The sequence below is a fragment of the Streptomyces sp. NPDC001634 genome (assembly GCF_040298185.1).
Taxonomy (GTDB): domain Bacteria; phylum Actinomycetota; class Actinomycetes; order Streptomycetales; family Streptomycetaceae; genus Streptomyces.
Genome location: NZ_JBEOZU010000006.1, coordinates 121,320 through 143,131, shown reverse-complemented (window position 1 = coordinate 143,131; position 21,812 = coordinate 121,320). Strand labels below are relative to the sequence as shown.

Sequence of the window (21,812 nt, the reverse complement as noted above, 5' to 3'; positions counted from 1 at the left end):
CGTAAAGCCAGATTAAGGACGCCCTGGCCACTTCTCGTCCTCCGCCGGTACGAGCCCTCCCCGAGCCCCAGTGCGGAGGTACCCCTAGGGGCAGTCCACCGAAGGGTGGAGTTTTTCTCAGGGTCGGCTCCACCGTCCGGCCCAGTCAGGTTCCACCCTCCCGTCGCAATCAGCAGGTGCCGCGCGAAGCGCGTCGTTGAGGGGTGGTGGCTGGGCGACGGGCGGGCCCAGTGGGAAACTTGCGTGCGGAGGACAAGTGCACGGGGAGGGGCATCCGGTGGGCGGTACCAGACCTGCGATACGCGAAGCCGCACAGCGGACCGGAACCCACCGGCGCGGCGCCGTCGTCGCCGCGCTGATGCTCTCGATGGCGCTGGCGGCACTCGATTCGACGATCGTGTCGACGGCCGTTCCCCAGATCGTCGGCGATCTCGGCGGCTTCTCCGTCTTCTCCTGGCTCTTCTCCGGCTATCTGCTGGCCGTCACGGTCACCCTTCCCGTGTACGGAAAGCTCTCCGACACCTTCGGCCGCAAGCCCGTGCTGATCGCGGGCGCGTCCGTCTTCCTGGCCGGTTCCCTGCTGTGCGCGCTCGCCTGGAACATGGGGGCGCTGATCGCGTTCCGCATCGTGCAGGGCCTGGGCGGCGGCGCGCTGCAGGGCACGGTGCAGACACTCGCCGCCGACCTGTACCCCCTCGAAGAGCGCCCGAAGATCCAGTCCAAACTGTCCACGGTGTGGGCGGTGTCCGCGGTAGCGGGCCCGGCGGTCGGCGGGGTGCTTGCCGCGTACGCCGACTGGCGGTGGATCTTCCTGGTCAACCTGCCGATCGGCGCGGTCGCGCTGTGGCTGATCGCCCGCCATCTGCACGAGCCGCACCGGGAAAGGCGCTCCCGTCCCCGTATCGACTGGGCGGGCGCGCTCTCGGTGTTCGCGTGCGGGGGCGTGCTGCTGACGGCACTGGTGCAGGGCGGGGTGGCCTGGCCCTGGCTGTCGCCGCCCTCCCTGGCGTTGTTCGGTACGGGACTCGCGCTGGTCGCGGTGGTGGTGGCCATCGAGCGGCGGGCGGCGGAGCCGATCATCCCCGGGTGGGTGTGGCGGCGCCGTACGATCGCCGCGGTCAATCTGGCGCTTGGCGCGCTGGGGCTGCTGATGGTGGCCCCGTCGGTCTTCCTGCCGACGTACGCCCAGGCGGTCCTCGGTCTCGCGCCGGTCGCGGCCGGGTTCGTGCTCTCCGTATGGACGTTGAGCTGGCCGGTGTCCGCGGCGCTCAGCCAGCACGTGTACCGGCGGATCGGTTTCCGCGACACGGCGATGCTGGGCATCGGCGCGGCGGCGCTGTTGCTGCTGGCGTTCCCGTTCCTGCCGTACCCGGGTCAGGCGTGGCAACCCGCCCTCCTGATGCTTCTGCTCGGCGGCGCACTGGGACTCTTCCAGCTTCCCCTCATCGTCGGCGTGCAGTCGACGGTGGGCTGGGCGGAACGCGGTACGACGACCGCGTCCGTTCTCTTCTGCCGTCAGACCGGCCAGACCGTCGGCGCGTCCGTCTTCGGCGCGGTGGCCAATGGCGTCCTGGCCGCACGCCTGGGCGGTGCGGGCGACCTGGACTCGGTCACGCGGAGCCTGGACACGGGCACCGCCCCGGAGGCGACACGGCGGGCGATCGCGGACGCGGTCCACGCGGTGTACCTGGGCGCGTCGTGCGCGGCGGCGCTGGCGTTCCTGGTGCTGCTGTTCCTCGCCCCGCGCCGCTTCCCGGTCCTCAAGGACTGAGCCCCGCATATCCTTTGGCCCATGGTGAAGTTGGAGCGGCTGCGGGCCGAACACGCCGACGCCCTGCTGGCCTTCGAGCGGGAGAACCGTGCGTACTTCGCCCGCTCGGTGTCGGATCGCGGGGACGCGTACTTCGCCGAGTTCGCCTCCCGCCACCGCGCCCTCCTTGCCGAACAGGACGCCGGTGTCTGCCACTTCCACGTCGTCACGGACGAGCGCGGAGTCCTGCTCGGCCGGGTCAACCTCGTCGACGTCGAGGACGGCTGCGCCGAACTCGGCTACCGCGTCGGCGAACATGCAGCGGGCCGGGGCGTCGCGACGGCCGCGGTGGCGGAGGTGTGCCGGGTGGCTGCCGCGTCGTACGGGCTCACCGTCCTCACCGCGGTCACCGCGTACGACAACGCGGCGTCCCGCACCGTCCTGGAACGCAACGGCTTCACCGCCGTGGAGGACACCGTCCTTGTCGGCCGCCCCGGCGTCCGCTACCGGCGCCGGCTCCTCGCCCCGTCCCGGAAGTCCCCCTGAACCGGCCCTGGAGCTCCCGGCCCGGATCCCCGGCCTGGTCCTGAGCACGCTGACGATCGAGGACGCCGACGCGTACTACCGCGTGCCCGACCGCAACCGCGAGCACTGAGCAGGCTGGGTGACCACCAGGAGGAGCGCCGGGCCACGCCGGACCGGGTGCGGGCTCAGCTGGGCGAGGACCCCATCCCGGGCCTGCGCCCCGGCATCCGGCTGCACGGCGAACTCGTCGGCCGCATCGACCTGGTGGCCGTCGCCCCGCCCCGCTACGGCACCCGGCTACCGGCTACCGGCTCGACGGCGCCCCCACCGGCGCCGGGCTCGCCGCCGCCTGCGCCGCCCTGTACACCTGCGCCGCCCGCACCCTGCGCGCCACCGAAGTCTTCGCCGGAGTCACACACGGCAGCGACCGGGGCGTCGCCCTGCTCCGGCGCCGCGGCTTCGAGCCGGTCGTGGACTTCGCGACCTGCACCCGCTTCCGGCTCGACCTGGATGCACGCACCATCAACTCCCTCTCATGTCCCACCCGTTGACTTCGCCCTCCCCCGGCTCTACGTTCGGCGCCGCATCACGTTCGGTTCGCCGACCCTTGTTCGACATGTCGCACAAACAAGGAGCCGCATGCTTCCCCCGCCCCCACCGCGCCCGCAGAGCTTCCCGAGCCGCTGCAGAGCCGCCGCCGTACGCCTCCTCGCACTCGCCCTGACCGCGACGGCAGCCCTCCTCTTCGCCCAGCCCGGCCCGGCGCAGGCCGCGACGACCGCCCGGCAGATATCCGTGCCCACCGCCCCCATGGGCTGGGCCTCCTGGAACAGCTTCGCCTCGAAGATCGACTACGGCGTCATCAAGAAGGAGGCCGACGCGTTCGTCGCGACAGGCCTCCCGGCCGCCGGATACCAGTACGTCAACATCGACGAGGGCTGGTGGCAGGGCACCCGTGACAGCAACGGCAACATCACCGTCGACACCAGCGAGTGGCCCGGCGGCATGAGCGCCATCGCCGACTACATCCACAGCAAGGGGCTCAAGGCAGGCATCTACACCGACGCCGGCAAGAACGGCTGCGGCTACTACTTCCCGACCGGCCGCCCCGCCGCCGCCAACACCGGCAGCGAGGGCCACTACGACCAGGACATGCTCCAGTTCTCGAAGTGGGGCTTCGACTTCGTGAAGGTCGACTGGTGCGGCGGTGACGCCGAGGGCCTGGACGCGGCGAGCACGTACAAGTCCATCAGTGACGCGGTCGCCAAGGCGTCCGCGACCACCGGCCGCCCGCTCACCCTCTCGATCTGCAACTGGGGCAAGCAGAACCCCTGGAACTGGGCGCCGGGCCAGGCCCCGATGTGGCGGACCAGCACGGACATCATCTACTACGGCAACTCTCCGTCGATGACGAACCTGCTGTCCAACTTCGACCAGACCCTGCACCCCGCGGCCCAGCACACCGGCTACTACAACGACCCGGACATGCTGATGGTCGGCATGAGCGGCTTCACCGCCGCGCAGAACCGCACCCACATGGCGCTGTGGGCGATCTCCGGCGCCCCGCTGCTGGCCGGCAACGACCTGACGACAATGACGTCCGAGACCGCAGGGATCCTCACCAACCCGGAGGTCATCGCGGTCGACCAGGACGCGCGCGGACTGCAGGGCGCCAAGGTCGCCGAGGACACCTCCGGGCTGCAGGTGTACGGCAAGGTGCTGTCCGGAACCGGCAACCGCGCGGTCGTCCTGCTCAACCGCACCTCCTCCGCGCAGAACATCACCGTCCGCTGGTCCGACCTCGGCCTGACCGGTGCCTCGGCCACGGTCCGCGACCTTTGGGCACACAAGGACCTGGGCACGTACGCCACGGGCTACACCACGAGCGTCCCGGCGGGCGGCACGGTGATGCTCAAGGTCAGCGGCGGCACGGAGGCGGCGAGCAGCACGTACACGGCGAGTTCCACCGGGCACTACACCGGTGTGAGCGCCGCGAGCACCGGCCTGAACGTCGTCGACATCGCCTACACCAACACCGCCTCCACCGCCCGTACGGCGACTCTCCAGGTCAACGGGCAGACCTCCACAACCGTCTCCTTCCCGCCCACCGGCTCCACCCAGGGCACGGTCTCCGTCCAGGCCGACCTCTCCAAGGGGGCGGCCAACTCGCTCACCCTCTCCGGTAGTTCGCTGCCCGCCCTGGGCACCATCGCCGTCAGCCCGGTCCTGGGCACGACCGGCTCGCTGCTCGTCGGCAAGCAGTCCGGCCGCTGCGCCGACATGTACAACAACACGATCACCAACGGCACCCAGGCGGAACTCTGGGACTGCAACGGCGGCCAGAACCAGTCCTGGACGTACACCTCCCGCAAGGAACTGGTGGTGTACGGCAACAAGTGCCTGGACGCCTACAACCTCGGTACGACCAACGGCACGAAGGTCGTCATCTGGGACTGCAACGGCCAGGCCAACCAGAAGTGGAACGTCAACTCCGACGGCACGATCACCAATGTCAACGCGGGCCTGTGCCTGGACGCGTACGGCGCGGCCACGGCCAACGGCACGAACCTCGTCCTGTGGTCCTGCAACGGCGGCGACAACCAGAAATGGACGGTCACCTGACGCACCACCCGGCCTCGGGGGACGTCCGGCACCGGGGTGACCGCGGGTAACGACACAGCTTGGTGAAGGTAAGCGCGTACCGACCGCTCAGTTTGGCCAAAACTCCACGCGGTTCGGTACGCGCGAGTAACGTGCGTCGCCGCCCCCCGCTCCCTGCGGTCCGCCGCTACGGACCCGAGCCACGCAAGGAGAAACGGGATGTCCGACGCGTTCATCTCGCCCCACTCGTCCCCCGAGTACTCAGCACCGCACCACCATGCGCCACCGTCCTGTCCGACCTACCCATGGCAGCCGCCGCCCGCCGAGCCGGCCCGGCGGCGGCTGCCACGCCAAGCGCCGCTCGGGCACCACAGCGACCTTCGTGTCCTGCGCAACGCCTACCGTTGGCAGCGGCGTGTGGCCACCCTCACCGCGCTGGGCTACTTCACGCTCTTCCTGCTCCTGTCCGGGTTCGCGCCGTCCTTCATGACCACCGCGGTCTCCGGCGGCCTCACCATGGGCCTGCTGCTGGGCCTGCTCCAGGTCCCCGTCGCCTGCCTCGCGATCGGCGTGTACGAGTACACGGCCCGCCACACCGTCGACCCGATCGCCGACCGCATCCGCAGGCAGGCCACGCTGGACGCCAAGCGGGAGGCCGCACGATGACCACGGCGAGCGCAGTCGGCGGGCTCACCGGATTCAGCAGTTCGGCGCAGGCCATGTCACTGGTGGCGTTCACCACCATCGCCACCATCACGCTCCTGCTGTGCGTGATGACCGGGCCCGACCGCGACGACCTCGACGAGTTCTACACCGGCTACAACTCCCTGTCCCCCATGCGCAACGGCCTCGCCATCGCCGGGGACTACATCTCCGCCGCCACCGTGCTCAGCACCGGCGGGATCATCGCGCTCACCGGGTACGACGGAGTCGTCCTCGCGCTGAGCACGGCCCTGTCGCTCATGCTGCTGATGTTCCTGCTGGCCGAACCCCTGCGCAACGCCGGCCGGTTCACCATGGGCGACGTCCTCGCACGGCGGATGCCCGGGCGCGCGGTGCGCATGACCGCGTGCATCGTGACCATCGCCGCGCTGCTGCCGATGATGCTGATCCAACTCGCCGGGACCGGCGATCTGCTGGCCTTCATCCTCGGCTTCTCCAGCAACTCCCTGAAGACGGGCTGCATCGTCGGCATCGGCACCCTGATGATCAGTTACGCGGCGATCGGCGGCATGAAGGGCACCGCCCTCATCCAGATCCTGAAGATCGTGATGCTGCTCGGCTCCGGAGCTGCCGTCGCCGCGCTGATCCTGCACCGCTTCGACTGGGACCCGGGCGCGCTCTTCACTGCCGCCGCGAACAACAGCGGGGTCGGCCCCGCCTTCCTGCACTCGGGCCTGGAGTTCTCCGGCGGCCCGGCTCCCCGCATCGACATGATCACCTCGGAGCTGACGGTGGTGCTCGGCGGCGCCTGTCTGCCGCACATCACCATGCGGATGTACACCGCGAACAGCGCCCGGCAGGTGCGCCGCTCGATGTCCTGGGCGGTGCCGTCGGTGGCCCTGTTCGTGCCCATCATCACGGTCGTCGGGTTCGGTGCGACGGCCCTGGTCGGGCGCGCCACCATCGCGGCGGCCGACCCGCAGGGCCGCACGGCCTATCTGCTGGGCTCCCGGGCGGCGTTCGGGCGGGACGTGTCGGTCGGCGGCACCCTGCTGTTCACCGCGGTGACGACGGCGATCTTCCTCACCCTGCTCGCCTCCGTGGCCGGAATGATCCTCGCCTGCGCCAACTCCCTCGCCCACGACGTGTTCGCGGCCCATGTACGGGACCTGACAGCGCGCCGCGAGATGACCGTGGCACGCCTGTCGGCACTGGCCGTGGGCGCCCTGGCGATCCTGCTGGCCACCCTCGTCCAGCACCGCAGCCTGCAGCCGCTGGTGACACTCTCCTTCTGCATCGGCGCATCCGCGATCGCACCGGCCCTGGTGTACGGCCTCTTCTGGCGCCGCTACACCCGGACCGGCCTGCTGTGCACGCTCATCGGCGGCACGGTGACGACATTCGTCCTGATGACCGGCACCAACCTGGTCTCCGGATCCCCCGCCGCGGCCTTCCCGGAAGCCGACTTCAACTGGTTCCCGTTCACCACCACCGGCCTGGTCTCGATCCCGCTCGGCTTCGCCTACGGCTGGCTGGGCACCATCGCCTCCGGCCGCCGCCAGGCAGCGGAACAGCGCCGCCAGTACGAGGCGGTGGAGGGCTGGATCCTGGCGGGGGCGGTACGCAGGAGCAGCTGAGCGAGAGCCGGGCTCCCGCGTGGTGGACCTACTCCGCGGCAGCCCGGCCCGTCAGCATCGCAAGACTGTTGCGGACATGATCCATCTGGGCCTGCACACAGTCCCAGACCTCACCGTGCTCCCGCAGCACCCGTTCCGTCTCCCGGGCGATGCGGTCCTCCCGCAGCCGCGCCTCGGCGACCAGCTCGGCGGCGCGCGCCTGAGCGTCCCGCTGGACCTGCCGGGCCGACTCCTCGGCCTCGGCCAGCGCCCGCTTCGCCTCCGACAGGGCGGCCTCCGCGCACGCCACCCGCTCCGCCTCCGACGCCTCCAGCTCCGCGACCCGTTCCGCCGCCGCACGCTCCTCACCCTCCCAGCGCTCGGCGTGCTCCCGCTCCTGCTCGGCAAGGAGCGCCTCGGTGCGCTGCCGCACCTCACGCAGCGCGGCCAGCGCCTCCCCGCGCCCCTCCTTCACCTCGCGCCGCGCCACGATCCGTACGTCGTCGGCCTCCGCCCGGGCCGCCAGCAGCCGGGTGCGGATCCGCTCCTCGGCCTCGCCGCGCACCTCGTCGGCGTACGCCTGCGCGTCTTCCCGCAGGCGCCGGCCCGCCTCCTCCGCTCCGGCAACAAGACACTCCGCCTCTCGCCGCGCCTCCTCCCGGACGCCGGCGGCCTCCTCCTGCGCCAGGTCGAACAGCCGCGAGGCCCGGTCGCCGAGGATCTCGTACGTCTGCGGGCCCAGCTGCGCCACCGTCTCCCGCAGCCGCACCAGGTCGGCCTCCATCTCCTTGGCCAGCACGGTCAGCCGGGCGGCCCGCTCCCAGGCGGCGTCACGGTCCCGCGAGAGGGCCGTGGTGTACGCGTCGACCTGGTCGGGACGGTAGCCGCGGCGCACGGACGCAAAGCCGTGCGGCGACTCCGAAGCGCTGCTCAACGTGGAACCCCTCTCCACCTGACCCACATGAACCGATGGCCATGAACCGATCGCCATGAACCGATGATTTCGCGCACATCTTGATGGATCAGACGGAAGTGTTTATAACGCGACACTCCGCACATAAGCAACGGATAAGGCGGGACACCACCCGAAAAGGGGCAGGGCCCGGTCGTACGAAGGCGTACGACCGGGCCCTGCCCTTGACGGAACGTCAGAAATGGATCACAGCAACCCGTCCCACATCTGCTCCAGCAACACCGACCACCAGCTCTCCGGCGAACCCAGCGCCGCCGGGTCCAAAGAGGCGAGCTGCGCCTGGAAGTCGACGGTCCAACGGCCCGCCTGCTCCTGGTTGAGACCGAACCGCAGCCGCCACATCCGGCCCAGCAGCGCCAGACAGCGCACGAACTCGGGCAGGCCCGTGTTCACGAACTGCGGCGGCACGGAAGCACCGCCCGGCGCCGCCTCCACCGGCACAGCGACGATGTTCGCCGTGCCGTACTGCACACAGATCGCCCTGCCGAAGTCGCTGCCCATCACCAGATACGAGCCCGCGTCCGCGGCCGGCTGCAGCCCGCGCTCCTGCGCCAACTCCGCCAGCGTCGGCACCGCACGACCCGGCTGGGCCTGCGCCCAGAAGAACGGACCCATCTCCAGGGGCAGCCCCGCCACCACCAGGGTGTGCGCCACGATCGGCGGCACGCCCTGCCGGGACACCGCGGCCTGGTCGAACCGGAAGACCCCCGGCCCGAAGGCACCGGCCAGCTCCTGCGCAATCGCCTCCGGCGGGACCGGCGGCGCCGGCTGCACCGCAGGCAGCGGCGCACGCACCGGACCCGGACGCGCCGGACCGTCCGCCACCTGGTGCAACTCACCCTGGTGCGCGAGCAGTTGCTGCATGCCCTGCTGACGCGAGGCATGGTCGGTGCCGTACGGGGCGATGCTGGTGATCCGCGCCTGCGGCCAGTTCTCCCGGATCATCCGCGCACAGTAGGCACCCGGCAGCTCACACGACTCCAGCTCCGTGTGCAGCTCGAGGACCTGGTCCGGCGGGACGTTCATGCCGCGCAGCTCGTGGAAGATCTGCCACTCCGGGTGCGGCATGCCCGGCGCCGAACGCCGGATCAGCTGCTGCTCGGAACCGTCCTGCGCGCGGTAGCGCAGCACGGCCTGGTAGCCGGGGCCGACCGTCGGCTGGCCCTGGGGCGGATAACCGTACGACGGCTGCTGTCCGGGCATGGGCTGCCCCTGCACCGGCTGCGGAGCGCCGGGCGGCATGCCCGGGGCACCCGGCGGCGGGGGCGGAGGCGCGCCCGGACCACCGACCGGCGGGCCCGCCAGCATGGTCTCGGCATGGTGTACGGCACCGGGGCCGCCGGGAGCGGCGGGGGCACCCGGAGCCCCGGGAACACCGGGAACACCGGGCGAGCCCGGAACAGCCGGGGCACCCGGAGCCCCGGGAACACCCGGGGCGCCCGGGACACCAGGAGCGCCCGGGACACCCGGCGGCTGCGGCGCGCCGGGACCGGCGACAGCCGGGCCCGCGAGCATCGTGGCCTCGTAGTGCACACCGCCCGGAGGCGTACCACCCGGAGGCTGCGGAGCGCCGGGAGCACCCGGCTGACCGGGAGCGCCGGGCGGACCCGGAGGGTTGGGCGGACCCGGAGGATTGGGGGCGCCCGGAGCACCAGGACCGCCGACGGCCGGGCCCGCGAGCATCGTGGCCTCGTAGTGCGCGCCGCGCGGAGGCGTACCACCCGGCGGATTCGGCGCACCCGGAGCCTGGGGCACCCCGGGCGGAGGGGTGCCCGGTCCCGCCGCGCCCTCGGGCCCGTCCGGGCCGACCTGCGAGACGAACTGCGTGGGCACATAACCGCCCACCGGGGCACCCGGCACACCGGGCGCGGGCGGCGGAGGCACGGCACCCGGCGCTCCAGGAGCACCCGGCGGATGCGGCGCACCCGCACCGCGGCCACCCCGAGGAGGCGCCGCCTTGCTGGTCGCCGCGTCGGCGATCTCCCCGGCGTTCGGCGCGAGCGGCCGCCCGGGCACGGACGAACCGACCGGAGGCTGCGGCGCGTTGGGACCACCCGGAGCCTGCGGGACACCCGGCGCAGGCATACCCGGACCACCGGCAGGACCCTGCGGATAGCCGTACGACGGCACACCAGGAGGCAGGGTACCGGGACCACCCGGAGCCTGCGGGACACCCGGCGCAGGCATACCCGGACCACCGGCGGGACCCTGCGGATAGCCGTACGACGGCGCACCAGGAGGCGGGGTACCGGGGACACCCGGAGCCTGCGGGACACCCGGCGTAGGCGTACCCGGCACGCCCGCGCCCTGCTCGTTCAGTGCCGGAGCCACCGCCGTGGGCGGCAGCTGGCTGCCGCCCGCTATCAGTGCGGTCTTCGCGTCCGGCGTGGACGCGTCGTCGGCCTCGCTCAGCGGGGGCGCGAACACGGTCGCCGGCAGCGGTACCGAACGGTCCTCGCCTCCGTCCCCGTTGGTGTCCGTACCCGCCCACGGCGTCGCACCCGCCGGCACACCCGGCACCGCGTCCCGCACCTCGTCGCCGCCCCCGGCGGAAGGCCACGGCGCACCCGACACCGCACCCGCACCACCCGAGGAACCCGGAGAACCCGGAGAACCCGGAGAAGCGGGAGGTGCGGGAGAAGCCGGCGCGGCCGGGACATCCGCCGCCGCAACAGCCGCCGCCGGACGCGAACCCGAACCGTCGGACGGCGCCCCGGACGACGACCCGCCACCCTGCCGACGATCCGGAATGCCCATCCTGTCCGCCGCCTCCTGGAGCCACTCCGGCGGACTCAACAGGAACGACGTCTGGTTCAGATCCACCCGGGCCGCAGGCGCGGGCGCAGCCTGCAGCCCCGCATCCTTCGCCCCGTACTCCTCCTCGTACCGGCGGATCACCTCACCCACCGGCAGCCCCGGCCACAGCGTCGCCTCACCGCTGTCACGAGCGATGACGAGGCGCTGCGCACCCCCGTCCGACCGCGGCCCCTCGGCCCGGTCCTCCGCCCACACCACAAACCCGAGCTCGAACTCCCGCACCCGCACCTCACGATGCTGGTACGACGGCACATCCCCGTTGATCCACTCTTCCGCGCGCTCCTGCGCCTGCGCGAACGTCACCATCGCTCAGCTCACTCCCCCACCGAAGACGCCGAAGACGCAGACGACACCGGCACCGCACGCGCGAACCCGCCGTCCACCATCAGATTCGCCACGGTCTCCAACTCCGGCGGATTGCCCGCAAGCCGGGACAGGAACTGGTCGAAGCCATCACCGCACGGCAACAACAGCCGCTGCACACGCTCCGCCGGCGCCCACGACGCATCCACATCACGCGCGTCGTCGTACGCACAGAACCAGACCGAACCTATCCGGTCACCCTTCACCTTCAAGGCCAGCAGACCGCCCTGCACAAAACCGACGCCCAGGTAATCCTTCGTCAGATGATCGCGCAGACACTTGTTCACATACACCAGGTCGTTGACCGCCGCCTCATCGCGCACCGTGAAGAACGGCTGATCGACCAGCAGCCCCAACTCCGCATCCAGCGCAGCCCCCACCGGCGCACAACCACCCGCCGCCTTCAGGAACGAACGGTACGCACCCGGCAACCGGTACCCCAGGTCCTCCTCGACCCCCTGCACCTGCTGCTCCGTCACCGCCACCGACGACTTCGGCAACCCGAAATGCGCAGGACGCGTCTCCTGCAACGGCCGCGTACCGCGCTTGCCCTGATCGACATTCGCCGTCGCAACCCCACCATGGTGCCGCAGCAGCGCCTTCACCTCGACCGGAATCAACTCCAGACGGCGCGTCCCCCGAACGTGATGCCACGTCCAACCATGCGGCGTCGCCACCGCAGGAATCGTGTCCCACAACTCATGCCCCGCCGCCGCCTGCGCCGCGTTCGCCGACACATAGTCCGTCAACCGCAACTCGTCCACGCCGAAACCCTCCGGCGGCTCCGCGATCTCCGCGGCAGCACGGGCATACAGCGAAAAGTCGGGGTAGCCGTGCTCGTCGACCCGTACCCCTCTCGGGTGACGAGCCGCCCTCACCGGGTCCGGAAAATGCACGACCTGCCCGGCATAAGCCGCGTTCGGCGGCGCGGCTTGTCCCCCAGCCTGGCGGCTGGGCGGAGCCCCCAGCCCGAGCCGACCTGTCGTCATGGCGTTTGCCCCCTGCGGCGCTCTGTCTGGCCTCAACGGCCCTGTGGATCGCGGATGTCCACAGCCTATGCGGTACGACGACACCGGTCACCGGCCCACCGGTTCCCCGACGTCGGCCATCGGCCACCACCGTGACCAGCCGTCACCCCGCCGTGACCGTACGCCGAGCTACTGGCGTGTCGCAGCGCCCCAGCTTCCGCACCCGCCACGGCATTTGGCAGTCTGTCTCCTCCCGGGGGGATGCAAGGGAGGGGAAAGACAATCATGAACGCGACACAAACAGGCACGTCGGGAGACCCACGCATCGGCTGGAGCACCACCGACGCAGCCCCCGCTCCCACCCTCCAACACCGCCGCGACGGCATACTCCCCACCATCGCCGCCGCCCTCTCCGTCCGCGGCGCCACCCTCACCGGCACCGCCGCCCGCGGCGACCAGCCACCCGTCCTGCACCCACTCGTCCAGGACTTCCTCGACACCCTCACAAGCGGCCAACGCGACCGCTTCACCGGACGCTGCGCCGAAGCAATCCTCATCTCCCGGCACATCGCCGCCACCGACGCAGCCCGCAGCAAACGCGCCGCCCGCAAACCCATGACCAACGGCGAAGCCCGCAGGGCCCTCAAACAGGCCAAGCTCACCGCCCGCCGCATCCGCGAGGACGGCGACCCCCTGCACGGCAGCTACGCCCCACCCTGCCGCGCCTGCACCGCACTCAGCGACCACTTCGGCGTACGCATCATCGACCCCACAGCACAAAACTGACCCCACGGCCCCGAGCCGACCACCCCCACCCCCCGCACACCGCACGACGGCACACACGCCGGACCACGACACCCGACGAACGAAGAGCAGATGCACGCCGACCGCTCCTCAACCACACGCTTCTCCGTCCCCGTGGACGCCGCACTACGCACCGCGGGCTGGCAACCCGGCCGCTGGGACATAAAGCAGGCGGAACTCTGGGCCGACACCCTCCGCGACCACACATCCCCGGCAGGCCACCAGCACGCCGTGTTCCCCGCAGCCGTCGAGGCCTGGGCGGAATTCGGCGGCCTCCACATCACCGCACAGGGACCCGGCCGCCAACTCGCCCCCGCCACCCTCCACCTCAACCCCCTCCACGGCCTCCACATGGCCCGCACCCTCGGCGACCTCGGCCGCGCCCTCGACACCGAGGTCTGCCCCCTCGGCGAGGAAACCGACAGCCGCACCCTCCTCGCCATCGACGCCGAAGGCCGCCTCTACGCCCTCGACCACACCGGCGACTGGTACCTCGGCCCCGACATCGACCACGGCCTCACCACACTGCTCACCGGAATCGAACCGGTACGGCTCACAGCAGGGTGACCAAGAAGGCCGTACGCGCACAGGGGCGCCACACGCGGACGTGACGGACGCACGTCCCAGGCGCCGGTACACCAGGCCGCACCCTCACGCAGCCTCCGCCGGAATCACCGCCGACACCCGGAACCCGCCCGCATCCGTCGGCCCCGACACAAACACACCACCCAACGCACTGACCCGCTCCTTCATCCCGACCAGGCCATTGCCCCCACTCGGCAAACGCGCCGCCTCCGCGAAACCCGGCTCCGGCGGCGGCTCGTTCTCCACCTGCATCGCGATCTCCGCACTGCGATGCGCAAGCCGCACATGCGTCTTCGCACCCGCCGCATGCTTGTGGACGTTCGTCAGCGCCTCCTGCACCACGCGATACGCGGTCTGCTCCACCTCCCGCGCATACGACCGCACCTCGCCCTCCACCGACAGATTCACCACCATCCCGGCCGCCGCGGACTGCCCGACCAACTCCTCCAGCTCCGCCAGACACGGACCCTCGGAAGAATCGTCCGCAGCACGCGACGCCGCCGCCGCAGCCGCCGCACCCACAGCCGCAAGCGGCACAGCAACCCGAGCGGGCCGGCCCACGAACCCCTCCCCCGTCCGCAGCACACCGAGCATCTCCCGCAACTCCGTCAGCGCCTGCCGCCCCATGTCACCGACCAGAGCAGCATTCTTGACCGCCTTCTCGGGATCCTTCCTGGCGACTGCCTGAAGGGCAGCCGCATGCACCACCATCAGACTCACCCGATGCGCGACGACGTCATGCATCTCCCGCGCAATCCGCGTCCGCTCCTCGTTCCGCGCCCACTCCGCCCGCTCCTCCGCCCGCTCCGCGAGCAGCATCAGCTCCCGCTCCAACGAGTCGGCCCGCTCCCGCAAGCTCTCCATCAGCCGCCGCCGGGCGCCGACATACAGCCCCAGCAGCACGGGAGGAGCCGTCATACCCAGAGCTGTCGTGACGGACAGAAACGGAATGAACCCCCCGGCGATCGCCAGATCCCCCCGGACCATCCCCTGATGAGCCCGCACATACGTCACGATGAACATCCCGGCGAACGACATGCCCGCGAGCGCGCCGATGATCCGCCGAGGCAGCTCCGAAGCGGCCAGGGTGTACAGCCCGACGATGCCCATCAGGAAACCCATCTGGGCCGGCGTGATGGCGATACTCACCAGCACCACGGCAATCGGCCACTTACGTCTGAGCAGCAGCGTGAGCCCCGCGAACAGCCCGAACACCATCCCGACCGGAACCGGCAGCCCGGCATCCCGCGAGAACTGGATCCCCTCGACCGCACACTCCACCGCGGACAACGCCGCCAGCGAGATATCGAGCAGGGCACTACGCCACCGCGTCCACCACCAGGGCCCGGTCCCGGCCCCCGTGTGGACTTCCCCCGTCGTGGTCATGGGTCCAGCCTACGGGCGCGAGGCGGGCGTTTTCCGGTGAGTTTCGCCTACCGCGTCACACCACACTCCGTAATCAAACAGAAGCGAAATCGGCTGGAATCCCTCGAACTGCTGAACCGCACACCGTTCGACCCCGGACGCTCACATTCCGCCCGGACGGTATGCCCATGGCACATGCAGAAAGCAAATACGCGGACTTCGAGGGGCTCAGGGAGAGGGCGGTGGCGTTGCGGCGCGCGGGCCTGAGCCGTCGGCAGATCCGCGACCGGCTGCACGTCGACAACAACGACATCCTCAACCGCCTCCTGGAGGGCGAGCCACCACCGGAATGGACGAGGCGCCCGAACGCGAAGGACGACCTGCGGGACAAGGCGAGGGAGCTACGGCTCCAGGGCTGGACGTACGACCAGATCCAGGTGGAGCTGGGGTGCTCGAAGAGTTCGATCTCGCTTTGGGTACGGGATCTGCCGAGGCCGGAGCGCAAGCGCAGCTACGAGGAGGCAGCCGCGATCGCCAGGCGGGGCTGGGAGGCGAAGCTACGGCTTCGAGACGAGGAGCGGCAGCGCACGAAGGAAACCGCCGAGCAGGAGGTCGGGCCACTGACCGACCGGGAACTGTTCCTTGTGGGCGTGGGGCTCTACTGGGCTGAGGGCTCGAAGAGCAAGCCCTACCGCCGGCAGGAGCGCGTCACCTTCGTGAACAGCGATCCCCGCATGATCAGCGTGTACCTGGCCTGGCTCGACCTGCTGGGAGTCGAACCGGATCGCTTCAGGTTCGCAGTGCACATCCATGAATCCGCAGACGTGGTGGCCGCCGAGGAGTTCTGGGCGAATCACGTAGGCGTGGACCGAGCCGAACTCCTGAAAACGACGCTCAAGAAGCACAACCCAAGCACGAACCGGAAGAACACCGAGGAGTCCTATCTCGGTTGCCTCCGTGTCGACGTGCGCGGCGGAGCCGACTTGTACCGCCGCATCGAAGGCTGGTGGAACGGAATAGCTGCTGGCGCGAGCGCGCGACTCCGGTAAGGTCTGACGCGTGGTCCCCCGTGGTGTAATCGGCAACACGCTCCGCTTTGGACGGTGAATTTCAGGTTCGAGTCCTGGCGGGGGAGCCATGCTCGGTTCGGGCCCTGACGGAACCCGTCAGGGCCCGCTCCCATGTCCCCCCACAAACACCCCGGTATCCTGCGGATGTCCACCCCACCCCATGAAGCCGAAGGGCATCCCCGTGAGCGCCAACCGCCCGGCAGCCGTCGTTGTTCTCGCAGCGGGTGAGGGCACCCGTATGAAGTCGGCCACACCCAAGGTCCTGCACGAGATCTGTGGCCGTTCCCTCGTCGGGCATGTACTCGCCGCCGCGCGTGAGTTGAAGCCCGAGAACCTCGTTGTCGTCGTGGGCCATGCCCGGGAGCAGGTCTCCGCGCATCTCGCCCAGATCGACCCGGCCGTGCGGACTGCCGTGCAGGCGGAGCAGAACGGCACCGGGCACGCCGTACGGATGGCCCTCGAGGAGCTGGGCGGGTCCGTCGACGGCACTGTTGTCGTCGTGTGCGGAGACACCCCGCTGCTCACCGCTGAAACGCTCCAGCAGCTCGCCGGTACGCATCAGCAGGACGGCAACGCCGTCACCGTGCTGACCGCCGAGGTGCCGGACGCGACCGGTTACGGCCGTATCGTCCGCGACGACGCCACGGGTGCCGTCACCGCGATCGTCGAGCACAAGGACGCCACGGAGACCCAGCGCGCCATCCGTGAGATCAACTCCGGGGTCTTCGCTTTCGACGGACAGCTGCTCGCGGATGCTCTGAAGAAGGTCCGGACGGACAACAGTCAGGGCGAGGAGTACCTCACCGATGTGCTCGGCATCCTGCGTGAGGCGGGGCATCGGGTGGGGGCGTCCGTGGCGGGCGACCATCGTGAGATCGCCGGGATCAACAACCGTGTGCAGCTCGCGGAGGCGCGTCGCATCCTGAACGACCGGCTGCTGACGGCCGCGATGCTGGCGGGGGTCACGGTCATCGATCCCGCCACGACCTGGGTGGACGTCACTGTCACCTTCGAGCAGGACGCGGTCGTGCAGCCGGGCACGCAGTTGCTCGGTTCCACGCACATCGGTGAGGGTGCGGAGGTCGGGCCGAATTCGCGGCTGAAGGACACCCAGGTGGGTGCGGGGGCGCGCGTGGACAACACGGTGGCCGACAGCGCCACCGTGGGCCCGCAGGCCTCGGTCGGTCCGTACGCCTATCTCCGCCCGGGCACCCGCCTCGGTCTGAAGTCCAAGGTCGGTACGTACGTGGAGACGAAGAATGCGTCGATCGGTGAGGGTACGAAGGTGCCGCATCTGTCGTATGTGGGGGACGCGACGATCGGTGAGTACTCGAACATCGGTGCCGCGAGTGTGTTCGTGAATTACGACGGGCAGGACAAGCACCACACGACGGTCGGCTCCCATTGCCGTACTGGTTCGGACAATATGTTTGTGGCGCCTGTCACGGTCGGGGACGGTGCCTATACGGCTGCCGGCTCTGTGATCACGAAGGATGTGCCGCCCGGTTCGCTGGCCGTGGCCCGTGGTCAGCAGCGGAATATCGAGGGTTGGGTGGCTCGTAAGCGTCCTGGGAGCGCGGCTGCGAAGGCGGCTGAGGCGGCTTCCCGGGAGCCGGATGGCGAAGGCTGACCGGACTGAGGTGCGTCTGTGACGGCGTACCGTGATAAGTGCACACCCGCACCCCACCAGCTGAGACGGCCGTCCTCATCCAGCCGACGCGGCGGTAACGGCTTCTCGACACCCAGCTGAGACACCTCTGAGGAGACAGTGCTGTGACCGGGATCAAGACGACCGGCGAGAAGAAGATGATGTTCTTCTCCGGCCGCGCCCACCCCGAGCTTGCCGAGGAGGTCGCCCACGAGCTGGGTGTCGGGGTTGTCCCGACGAAGGCCTTCGACTTTGCGAACGGCGAGATCTACGTCCGTTACCAGGAGTCGGCGCGTGGTGCCGACTGCTTCGTGATCCAGAGCCACACGGCTCCGATCAACCAGTGGATCATGGAGCAGTTGATCATGATCGACGCGCTGAAGCGTGCGTCGGCCCGTTCCATCACTGTGATCGTGCCCTTCTACGGTTACGCGCGGCAGGACAAGAAGCACCGGGGACGTGAACCGATTTCGGCGCGTCTGATTGCGGATCTGATGAAGACGGCGGGTGCGGACCGGATCCTGACGGTGGATCTGCACACGGACCAGATCCAGGGCTTCTTCGACGGTCCGGTGGATCATCTGTTCGCGCTGCCGCTGCTGGCGGACTATGTGGGTCAGAAGGTGGACCGGGACAAGCTGACGGTGGTGTCTCCGGACGCCGGCCGGGTGCGGGTCGCGGACCGCTGGTGTGACCGGCTGGGTGCGCCGCTGGCCATCGTGCACAAGCGGCGTGACAAGGATGTGGCCAACCAGGTGACCGTGCATGAGGTCGTGGGTGAGGTCGAGGGCCGGGTGTGTGTCCTGGTCGACGACATGATCGACACGGGTGGCACGATCTGCGCGGCTGCGGACGCTCTGTTCGCGCATGGTGCGGAGGATGTCATCGTGACCGCGACGCATGGTGTGCTGTCGGGTCCGGCGGCGGACCGGCTGAAGAACTCGAAGGTGAGTGAGTTCGTGTTCACGAACACGCTGCCCACTCCGGGTGAGCTGGAGCTGGACAAGATCACGGTGCTGTCGATCGCGCCGACGATCGCGAGTGCGGTGCGTGAGGTGTTCGAGGACGGTTCGGTGACGAGCCTGTTCGACGAGCAGTGATGGTGTGCCGGTGGTGATCCGTCGGTGATCCTCCGGTAGAGATCGTTTTGGGGTGCGGCCTCCCCGCCGAGTAGACTGCTGCAGTTGCTCGGCGAGGGAGGCCGTACTCATTGCGGTACGGCGGTCCGTTATCGACGCGCTCTTCGTAGCAGGCCGTTCGTGGCCGGGTGACCCCGTCCTTTTTCTGGTTTCTACGAGGAGTGATCATGTCCGAGGTGAAGCTCACCGCCGAGACGCGTACCGAGTTCGGCAAGGGCGCTGCCCGCCGTATCCGTCGCGAGAGCAAGGTTCCCGGTGTCCTGTACGGCCACGGCTCGGACCCGCTGCACCTGACCCTTCCCGGTCACGACCTGCTGCTGGCGCTGCGTACGCCGAACGTCCTGATCTCCCTGGACATCGACGGCAAGACCAACGAGCTGGCGATCCCGAAGGCCGTGCAGCGTGACCCGCTGAAGGGCTTCCTGGAGCACGTGGACCTGCTGCTGGTGAAGCGTGGCGAGAAGGTCACCGTCGAGGTTCCGGTGCACGCCGAGGGCGAGCTGGCCGCGGGTGGCAACCTGCTGGAGCACGTGCTGAACGCGCTGCCGGTCGAGGCCGAGGCCACGCACATCCCCGAGGCTCTGACGGTCTCGGTCGAAGGTCTGGGGGCCGGTGCCTCCGTGCTCGCGAAGGACGTCACCCTGCCGTCCGGTGTGACGCTGGCCGTCGACGAGGACGCGGTCGTTCTGCAGGTCCTGGCCGCGCAGGCGGAGGAGGCTCCGGCGGGCGAGGAGGGCGAGGGCGAAGAGGCCGTGGAGGCCTGATCCCTCACCGACACCGTTTCGTCAGCCGCTGCTCCCCCGGGGGCGGCGGCTGGCGCGTATCAAGGAGACATGGACGTGACGACCGACGCGGGTGCCCCCTGGCTGATCGTGGGCCTCGGCAATCCGGGACCCGAGTACGCCATGAACCGGCACAACGTGGGGTTCATGGTGGCTGATCTGCTCGCCGAGCGGATCGGGGGGAGGTTCAAGCGGGCGAGCAAGGCGCAGGCGCAGGTCGTCGAGGGGCGGATCGGGCCGCCGGGTCCGGCGAACCGTCGTGTCATTCTCGCGAAGCCGATGTCGTACATGAATCTGTCGGGTGGCCCGGTGAACGCGCTGCGGGATTTCTACAAGGTGCCGGTGGCGAATGTCGTCGCCGTGCATGACGAGCTGGACATCGACTACGGCACTCTGCGTCTGAAGCTGGGTGGTGGCGACAACGGTCACAACGGTCTGAAGTCGATGACGAAGGCGATGGGTGCGGACTATCACCGGGTGCGGTTCGGGATCGGGCGTCCTCCGGGTCGTATGCAGGTCGCGGATTTCGTGCTGAAGGACTTCTCGTCGGTGGAGCGCAAGGAGCTGGACTACTTCGTGGACCGGGCGTCGGACGCGGTGGAGTGTCTGGTGATCGAGGGTCTGGAGCGGGCGCAAAGCACGTACAACTCGTGACTTGTCCGCCTGCCGGGCCTTGTGGGAGTTGACCGGGCGCGTGGGCATGGCCAAGGATCGCCGCCATGCCTTCTGCCGTCATCTCCACTCGGGGCACGGTCGCGGTGTTGCGGTTCGGGCGGCTCGCGGCGATGGGTGCTGTCTCTGTGCTGATCCTGATCGCCGGTGTCTGGGGTTCCTGGGGCACCGCGCAGTACGTGATGCTGACCAAGGGTCGTGAGCGGGGCACGATCGAGGTGACCCGGTGCGGGGCGGACACGTGCAGCGGTCCGTTCACTCCCTTGTCGGCCGGGGCGACGGCGCGCGGGAGCGTGGTGATCGAGAAGTCGGTCGCGGTGAAGCGGGGGCAGACGTACACCGTGGTCGTGAAGCCGGGCACGGATGATGTGGTGCGTTCGGGTCCGGCGGGGATTCTGTACGCCTGGGTTCCGCTGGGCGGGGCGCTGCTGCTGGCGTCTGTGGTGGTGGCGGGTGGTTTGCGGCTGGCCCGGGTGGCGTGGGTGCTGGCGGGTGCGGGGGTCGCGCTGTTGACGGCGGCGTTCGTGGCGCTGTGAGGGCGCGGATTGGTTGATGCGTTCCCCGGCGTTACATCCGTAGAAAACCCTTGCGTTCCCTGATCGTTACCGGGATGTTTGAGGCATGCGGCGACAGATGGGGCACAAGCGTCGTTCCGTGACTTGACCGGGTTCTTGGCGCAGCAGGAAGCTGGGCCGCCCCCTCCACATCTTCCGTTCCGTTTCCCGAAGATGGACTGCCCATGCGTACCCTCATGCGCGCCGGCGCCTTTGTCGCCGTCGCATCAGCAGCGCTGCTGACCGCTCCGTCCGCCCACGCCACGGCTCCGGGCGACAACGGTGATGTGAAGATCCACAAGTCCGCCACGGACGAGTCCGACCAGCGCAACGAGCCGCATGTCTGCTCGTTCTACCTGGACGCCTTCAACTTCGACGGTCAGCAGCAGGTCGGCTGGCACATCGAGGTCTGGGCCCCGACCGGCAAGCCCAAGGGCGAGACGGTGAAGACCGGCGACATCACGCTGGACGCCAAGGGTCACGGCCGTACGGCCGACATGACGCTGCCGGACGGGCACTACAAGCTGTTCTGGAACTTCGACGGTGAGAAGGGCCGGGCCAAGCAGAAGGTGTTCTGGACGAACTGTTCGGGGGAGCAGGGCGGCGGCTCCACGCCGTCGGGCTCGCCGTCGGCGTCCGCGTCGCCCTCCGCGTCGGCCTCGCCCTCGGGCTCGACCGGGACGACCGCCTCGCCGAGTTCGTCCTCCTCCAGTGCGGGGGCTGCCCCGTCGGCCTCCGTGAGCGCCTCCCCGTCCGCGCAGGGAGGGGGCGGCGGTCTGGCCGAAACCGGCAGCAGCGCCCCGGTGGGTCTGCTGTCCGGTCTCGCGGCAGCGCTCGTGGCCGCCGGCGGTTGTCTGGTGGTGCGCCGCCGTAAGGCCTCTCGGGGCTGACGTCCGCAGGACATGACTGTGGCCCCC

Annotated in this window: 18 protein-coding genes and 1 tRNA gene; 15 read left to right on the top strand and 4 right to left on the bottom strand. The window is 69.8% G+C overall.

What is annotated here, in order from left to right; all coding sequences use genetic code 11:
• Nucleotides 1-277: 277 nt before the first annotated feature.
• The 5 genes from ABT186_RS05995 (at nucleotide 278) to ABT186_RS05975 (ending at nucleotide 7,176) form a co-directional block, all read left to right on the top strand.
• Nucleotides 278-1,771 (top strand): MFS transporter, encoded by a 1,494-nt coding sequence (locus tag ABT186_RS05995; protein ID WP_351236819.1) that lies wholly within the window; start codon nucleotides 278-280, stop codon nucleotides 1,769-1,771.
• Nucleotides 1,772-1,792: 21 nt separating this feature from the next.
• Nucleotides 1,793-2,296 carry a GNAT family N-acetyltransferase gene (locus tag ABT186_RS05990; RefSeq protein WP_351236817.1) on the top strand — a complete coding sequence of 168 codons (504 nt, stop codon included), beginning with the start codon at nucleotides 1,793-1,795 and terminating at the stop codon, nucleotides 2,294-2,296.
• A 618-nt stretch (nucleotides 2,297-2,914) separates the two neighbouring features.
• On the top strand, nucleotides 2,915-4,897 hold the full coding sequence (locus tag ABT186_RS05985; RefSeq protein ID WP_351923792.1) for an RICIN domain-containing protein: 1,983 nt from the start codon (nucleotides 2,915-2,917) through the stop codon (nucleotides 4,895-4,897).
• Nucleotides 4,898-5,095: 198 nt separating this feature from the next.
• Nucleotides 5,096-5,542 (top strand): DUF485 domain-containing protein, encoded by a 447-nt coding sequence (locus ABT186_RS05980; RefSeq protein WP_351923790.1) that lies wholly within the window; start codon nucleotides 5,096-5,098, stop codon nucleotides 5,540-5,542.
• On the top strand, nucleotides 5,539-7,176 hold the full coding sequence (locus ABT186_RS05975; protein WP_351236811.1) for a sodium/solute symporter: 1,638 nt from the start codon (nucleotides 5,539-5,541) through the stop codon (nucleotides 7,174-7,176). The genes ABT186_RS05980 and ABT186_RS05975 overlap by 4 nt, the downstream gene beginning before the upstream one ends.
• Before the next feature lie 28 nt (nucleotides 7,177-7,204).
• Here the strand turns inward: ABT186_RS05975 and ABT186_RS05970 are convergent, their stop codons facing one another.
• From ABT186_RS05970 to ABT186_RS05960, 3 genes are all read right to left on the bottom strand, one after another.
• Nucleotides 7,205-8,089, bottom strand: a complete 885-nt coding sequence (locus ABT186_RS05970; protein WP_351236809.1) for a DivIVA domain-containing protein — start codon at nucleotides 8,087-8,089, stop codon at nucleotides 7,205-7,207.
• Nucleotides 8,090-8,314: 225 nt separating this feature from the next.
• Nucleotides 8,315-11,251 carry an SUKH-4 family immunity protein gene (locus ABT186_RS05965; protein ID WP_351923788.1) on the bottom strand — a complete coding sequence of 979 codons (2,937 nt, stop codon included), beginning with the start codon at nucleotides 11,249-11,251 and terminating at the stop codon, nucleotides 8,315-8,317.
• Between the two features lie 8 nt (nucleotides 11,252-11,259).
• The gene (locus ABT186_RS05960; RefSeq protein WP_351226066.1) at nucleotides 11,260-12,297 is read right to left on the bottom strand and encodes an SMI1/KNR4 family protein; all 1,038 of its coding nucleotides are present in this window, start codon (nucleotides 12,295-12,297) and stop codon (nucleotides 11,260-11,262) included.
• A 264-nt stretch (nucleotides 12,298-12,561) separates the two neighbouring features.
• Here ABT186_RS05960 and ABT186_RS05955 point away from each other — a divergent pair, with 264 nt between their 5' ends.
• Both ABT186_RS05955 and ABT186_RS05950 read left to right on the top strand, forming a co-directional pair.
• Entirely contained in the window at nucleotides 12,562-13,062 is a 501-nt protein-coding gene (locus ABT186_RS05955) for a YwqJ-related putative deaminase (RefSeq protein WP_351226064.1), read from the top strand.
• A gap of 90 nt (nucleotides 13,063-13,152) precedes the next feature.
• Nucleotides 13,153-13,647 (top strand): SUKH-3 domain-containing protein, encoded by a 495-nt coding sequence (locus ABT186_RS05950; RefSeq protein ID WP_351226062.1) that lies wholly within the window; start codon nucleotides 13,153-13,155, stop codon nucleotides 13,645-13,647.
• A gap of 84 nt (nucleotides 13,648-13,731) precedes the next feature.
• On the opposite strand, the gene ABT186_RS05945 is transcribed toward ABT186_RS05950, so the two are convergent.
• Nucleotides 13,732-15,051, bottom strand: coding sequence for a sensor histidine kinase (locus tag ABT186_RS05945; protein ID WP_351923786.1), 1,320 nt, complete (start codon nucleotides 15,049-15,051; stop codon nucleotides 13,732-13,734).
• A gap of 167 nt (nucleotides 15,052-15,218) precedes the next feature.
• Here ABT186_RS05945 and ABT186_RS05940 point away from each other — a divergent pair, with 167 nt between their 5' ends.
• The 8 genes from ABT186_RS05940 to ABT186_RS05905 all read left to right on the top strand — a co-directional run bounded on the left by ABT186_RS05940 (nucleotide 15,219) and on the right by ABT186_RS05905 (nucleotide 21,785).
• The gene (locus tag ABT186_RS05940; RefSeq protein ID WP_351923784.1) at nucleotides 15,219-16,079 is read left to right on the top strand and encodes a hypothetical protein; all 861 of its coding nucleotides are present in this window, start codon (nucleotides 15,219-15,221) and stop codon (nucleotides 16,077-16,079) included.
• A 14-nt stretch (nucleotides 16,080-16,093) separates the two neighbouring features.
• Nucleotides 16,094-16,168 (top strand) — tRNA-Gln (locus ABT186_RS05935).
• A gap of 113 nt (nucleotides 16,169-16,281) precedes the next feature.
• Nucleotides 16,282-17,730, top strand: a complete 1,449-nt coding sequence (gene glmU / locus ABT186_RS05930; protein WP_351923782.1) for a bifunctional UDP-N-acetylglucosamine diphosphorylase/glucosamine-1-phosphate N-acetyltransferase GlmU — start codon at nucleotides 16,282-16,284, stop codon at nucleotides 17,728-17,730.
• A gap of 143 nt (nucleotides 17,731-17,873) precedes the next feature.
• Nucleotides 17,874-18,848, top strand: a complete 975-nt coding sequence (locus ABT186_RS05925) for a ribose-phosphate diphosphokinase (RefSeq protein ID WP_351226054.1) — start codon at nucleotides 17,874-17,876, stop codon at nucleotides 18,846-18,848.
• A 206-nt stretch (nucleotides 18,849-19,054) separates the two neighbouring features.
• The gene (locus ABT186_RS05920) at nucleotides 19,055-19,651 is read left to right on the top strand and encodes a 50S ribosomal protein L25/general stress protein Ctc (protein WP_351226052.1); all 597 of its coding nucleotides are present in this window, start codon (nucleotides 19,055-19,057) and stop codon (nucleotides 19,649-19,651) included.
• Between the two features lie 69 nt (nucleotides 19,652-19,720).
• Nucleotides 19,721-20,323 carry an aminoacyl-tRNA hydrolase gene (gene pth / locus ABT186_RS05915; RefSeq protein ID WP_351923780.1) on the top strand — a complete coding sequence of 201 codons (603 nt, stop codon included), beginning with the start codon at nucleotides 19,721-19,723 and terminating at the stop codon, nucleotides 20,321-20,323.
• Nucleotides 20,324-20,388: 65 nt separating this feature from the next.
• A complete protein-coding gene (locus ABT186_RS05910) occupies nucleotides 20,389-20,877 on the top strand; it encodes a hypothetical protein (protein ID WP_351226048.1) in 489 nt (162 codons plus the stop codon).
• Nucleotides 20,878-21,080: 203 nt separating this feature from the next.
• Nucleotides 21,081-21,785 (top strand): LPXTG cell wall anchor domain-containing protein, encoded by a 705-nt coding sequence (locus ABT186_RS05905; protein ID WP_351226046.1) that lies wholly within the window; start codon nucleotides 21,081-21,083, stop codon nucleotides 21,783-21,785.
• Nucleotides 21,786-21,812: the final 27 nt, after the last annotated feature.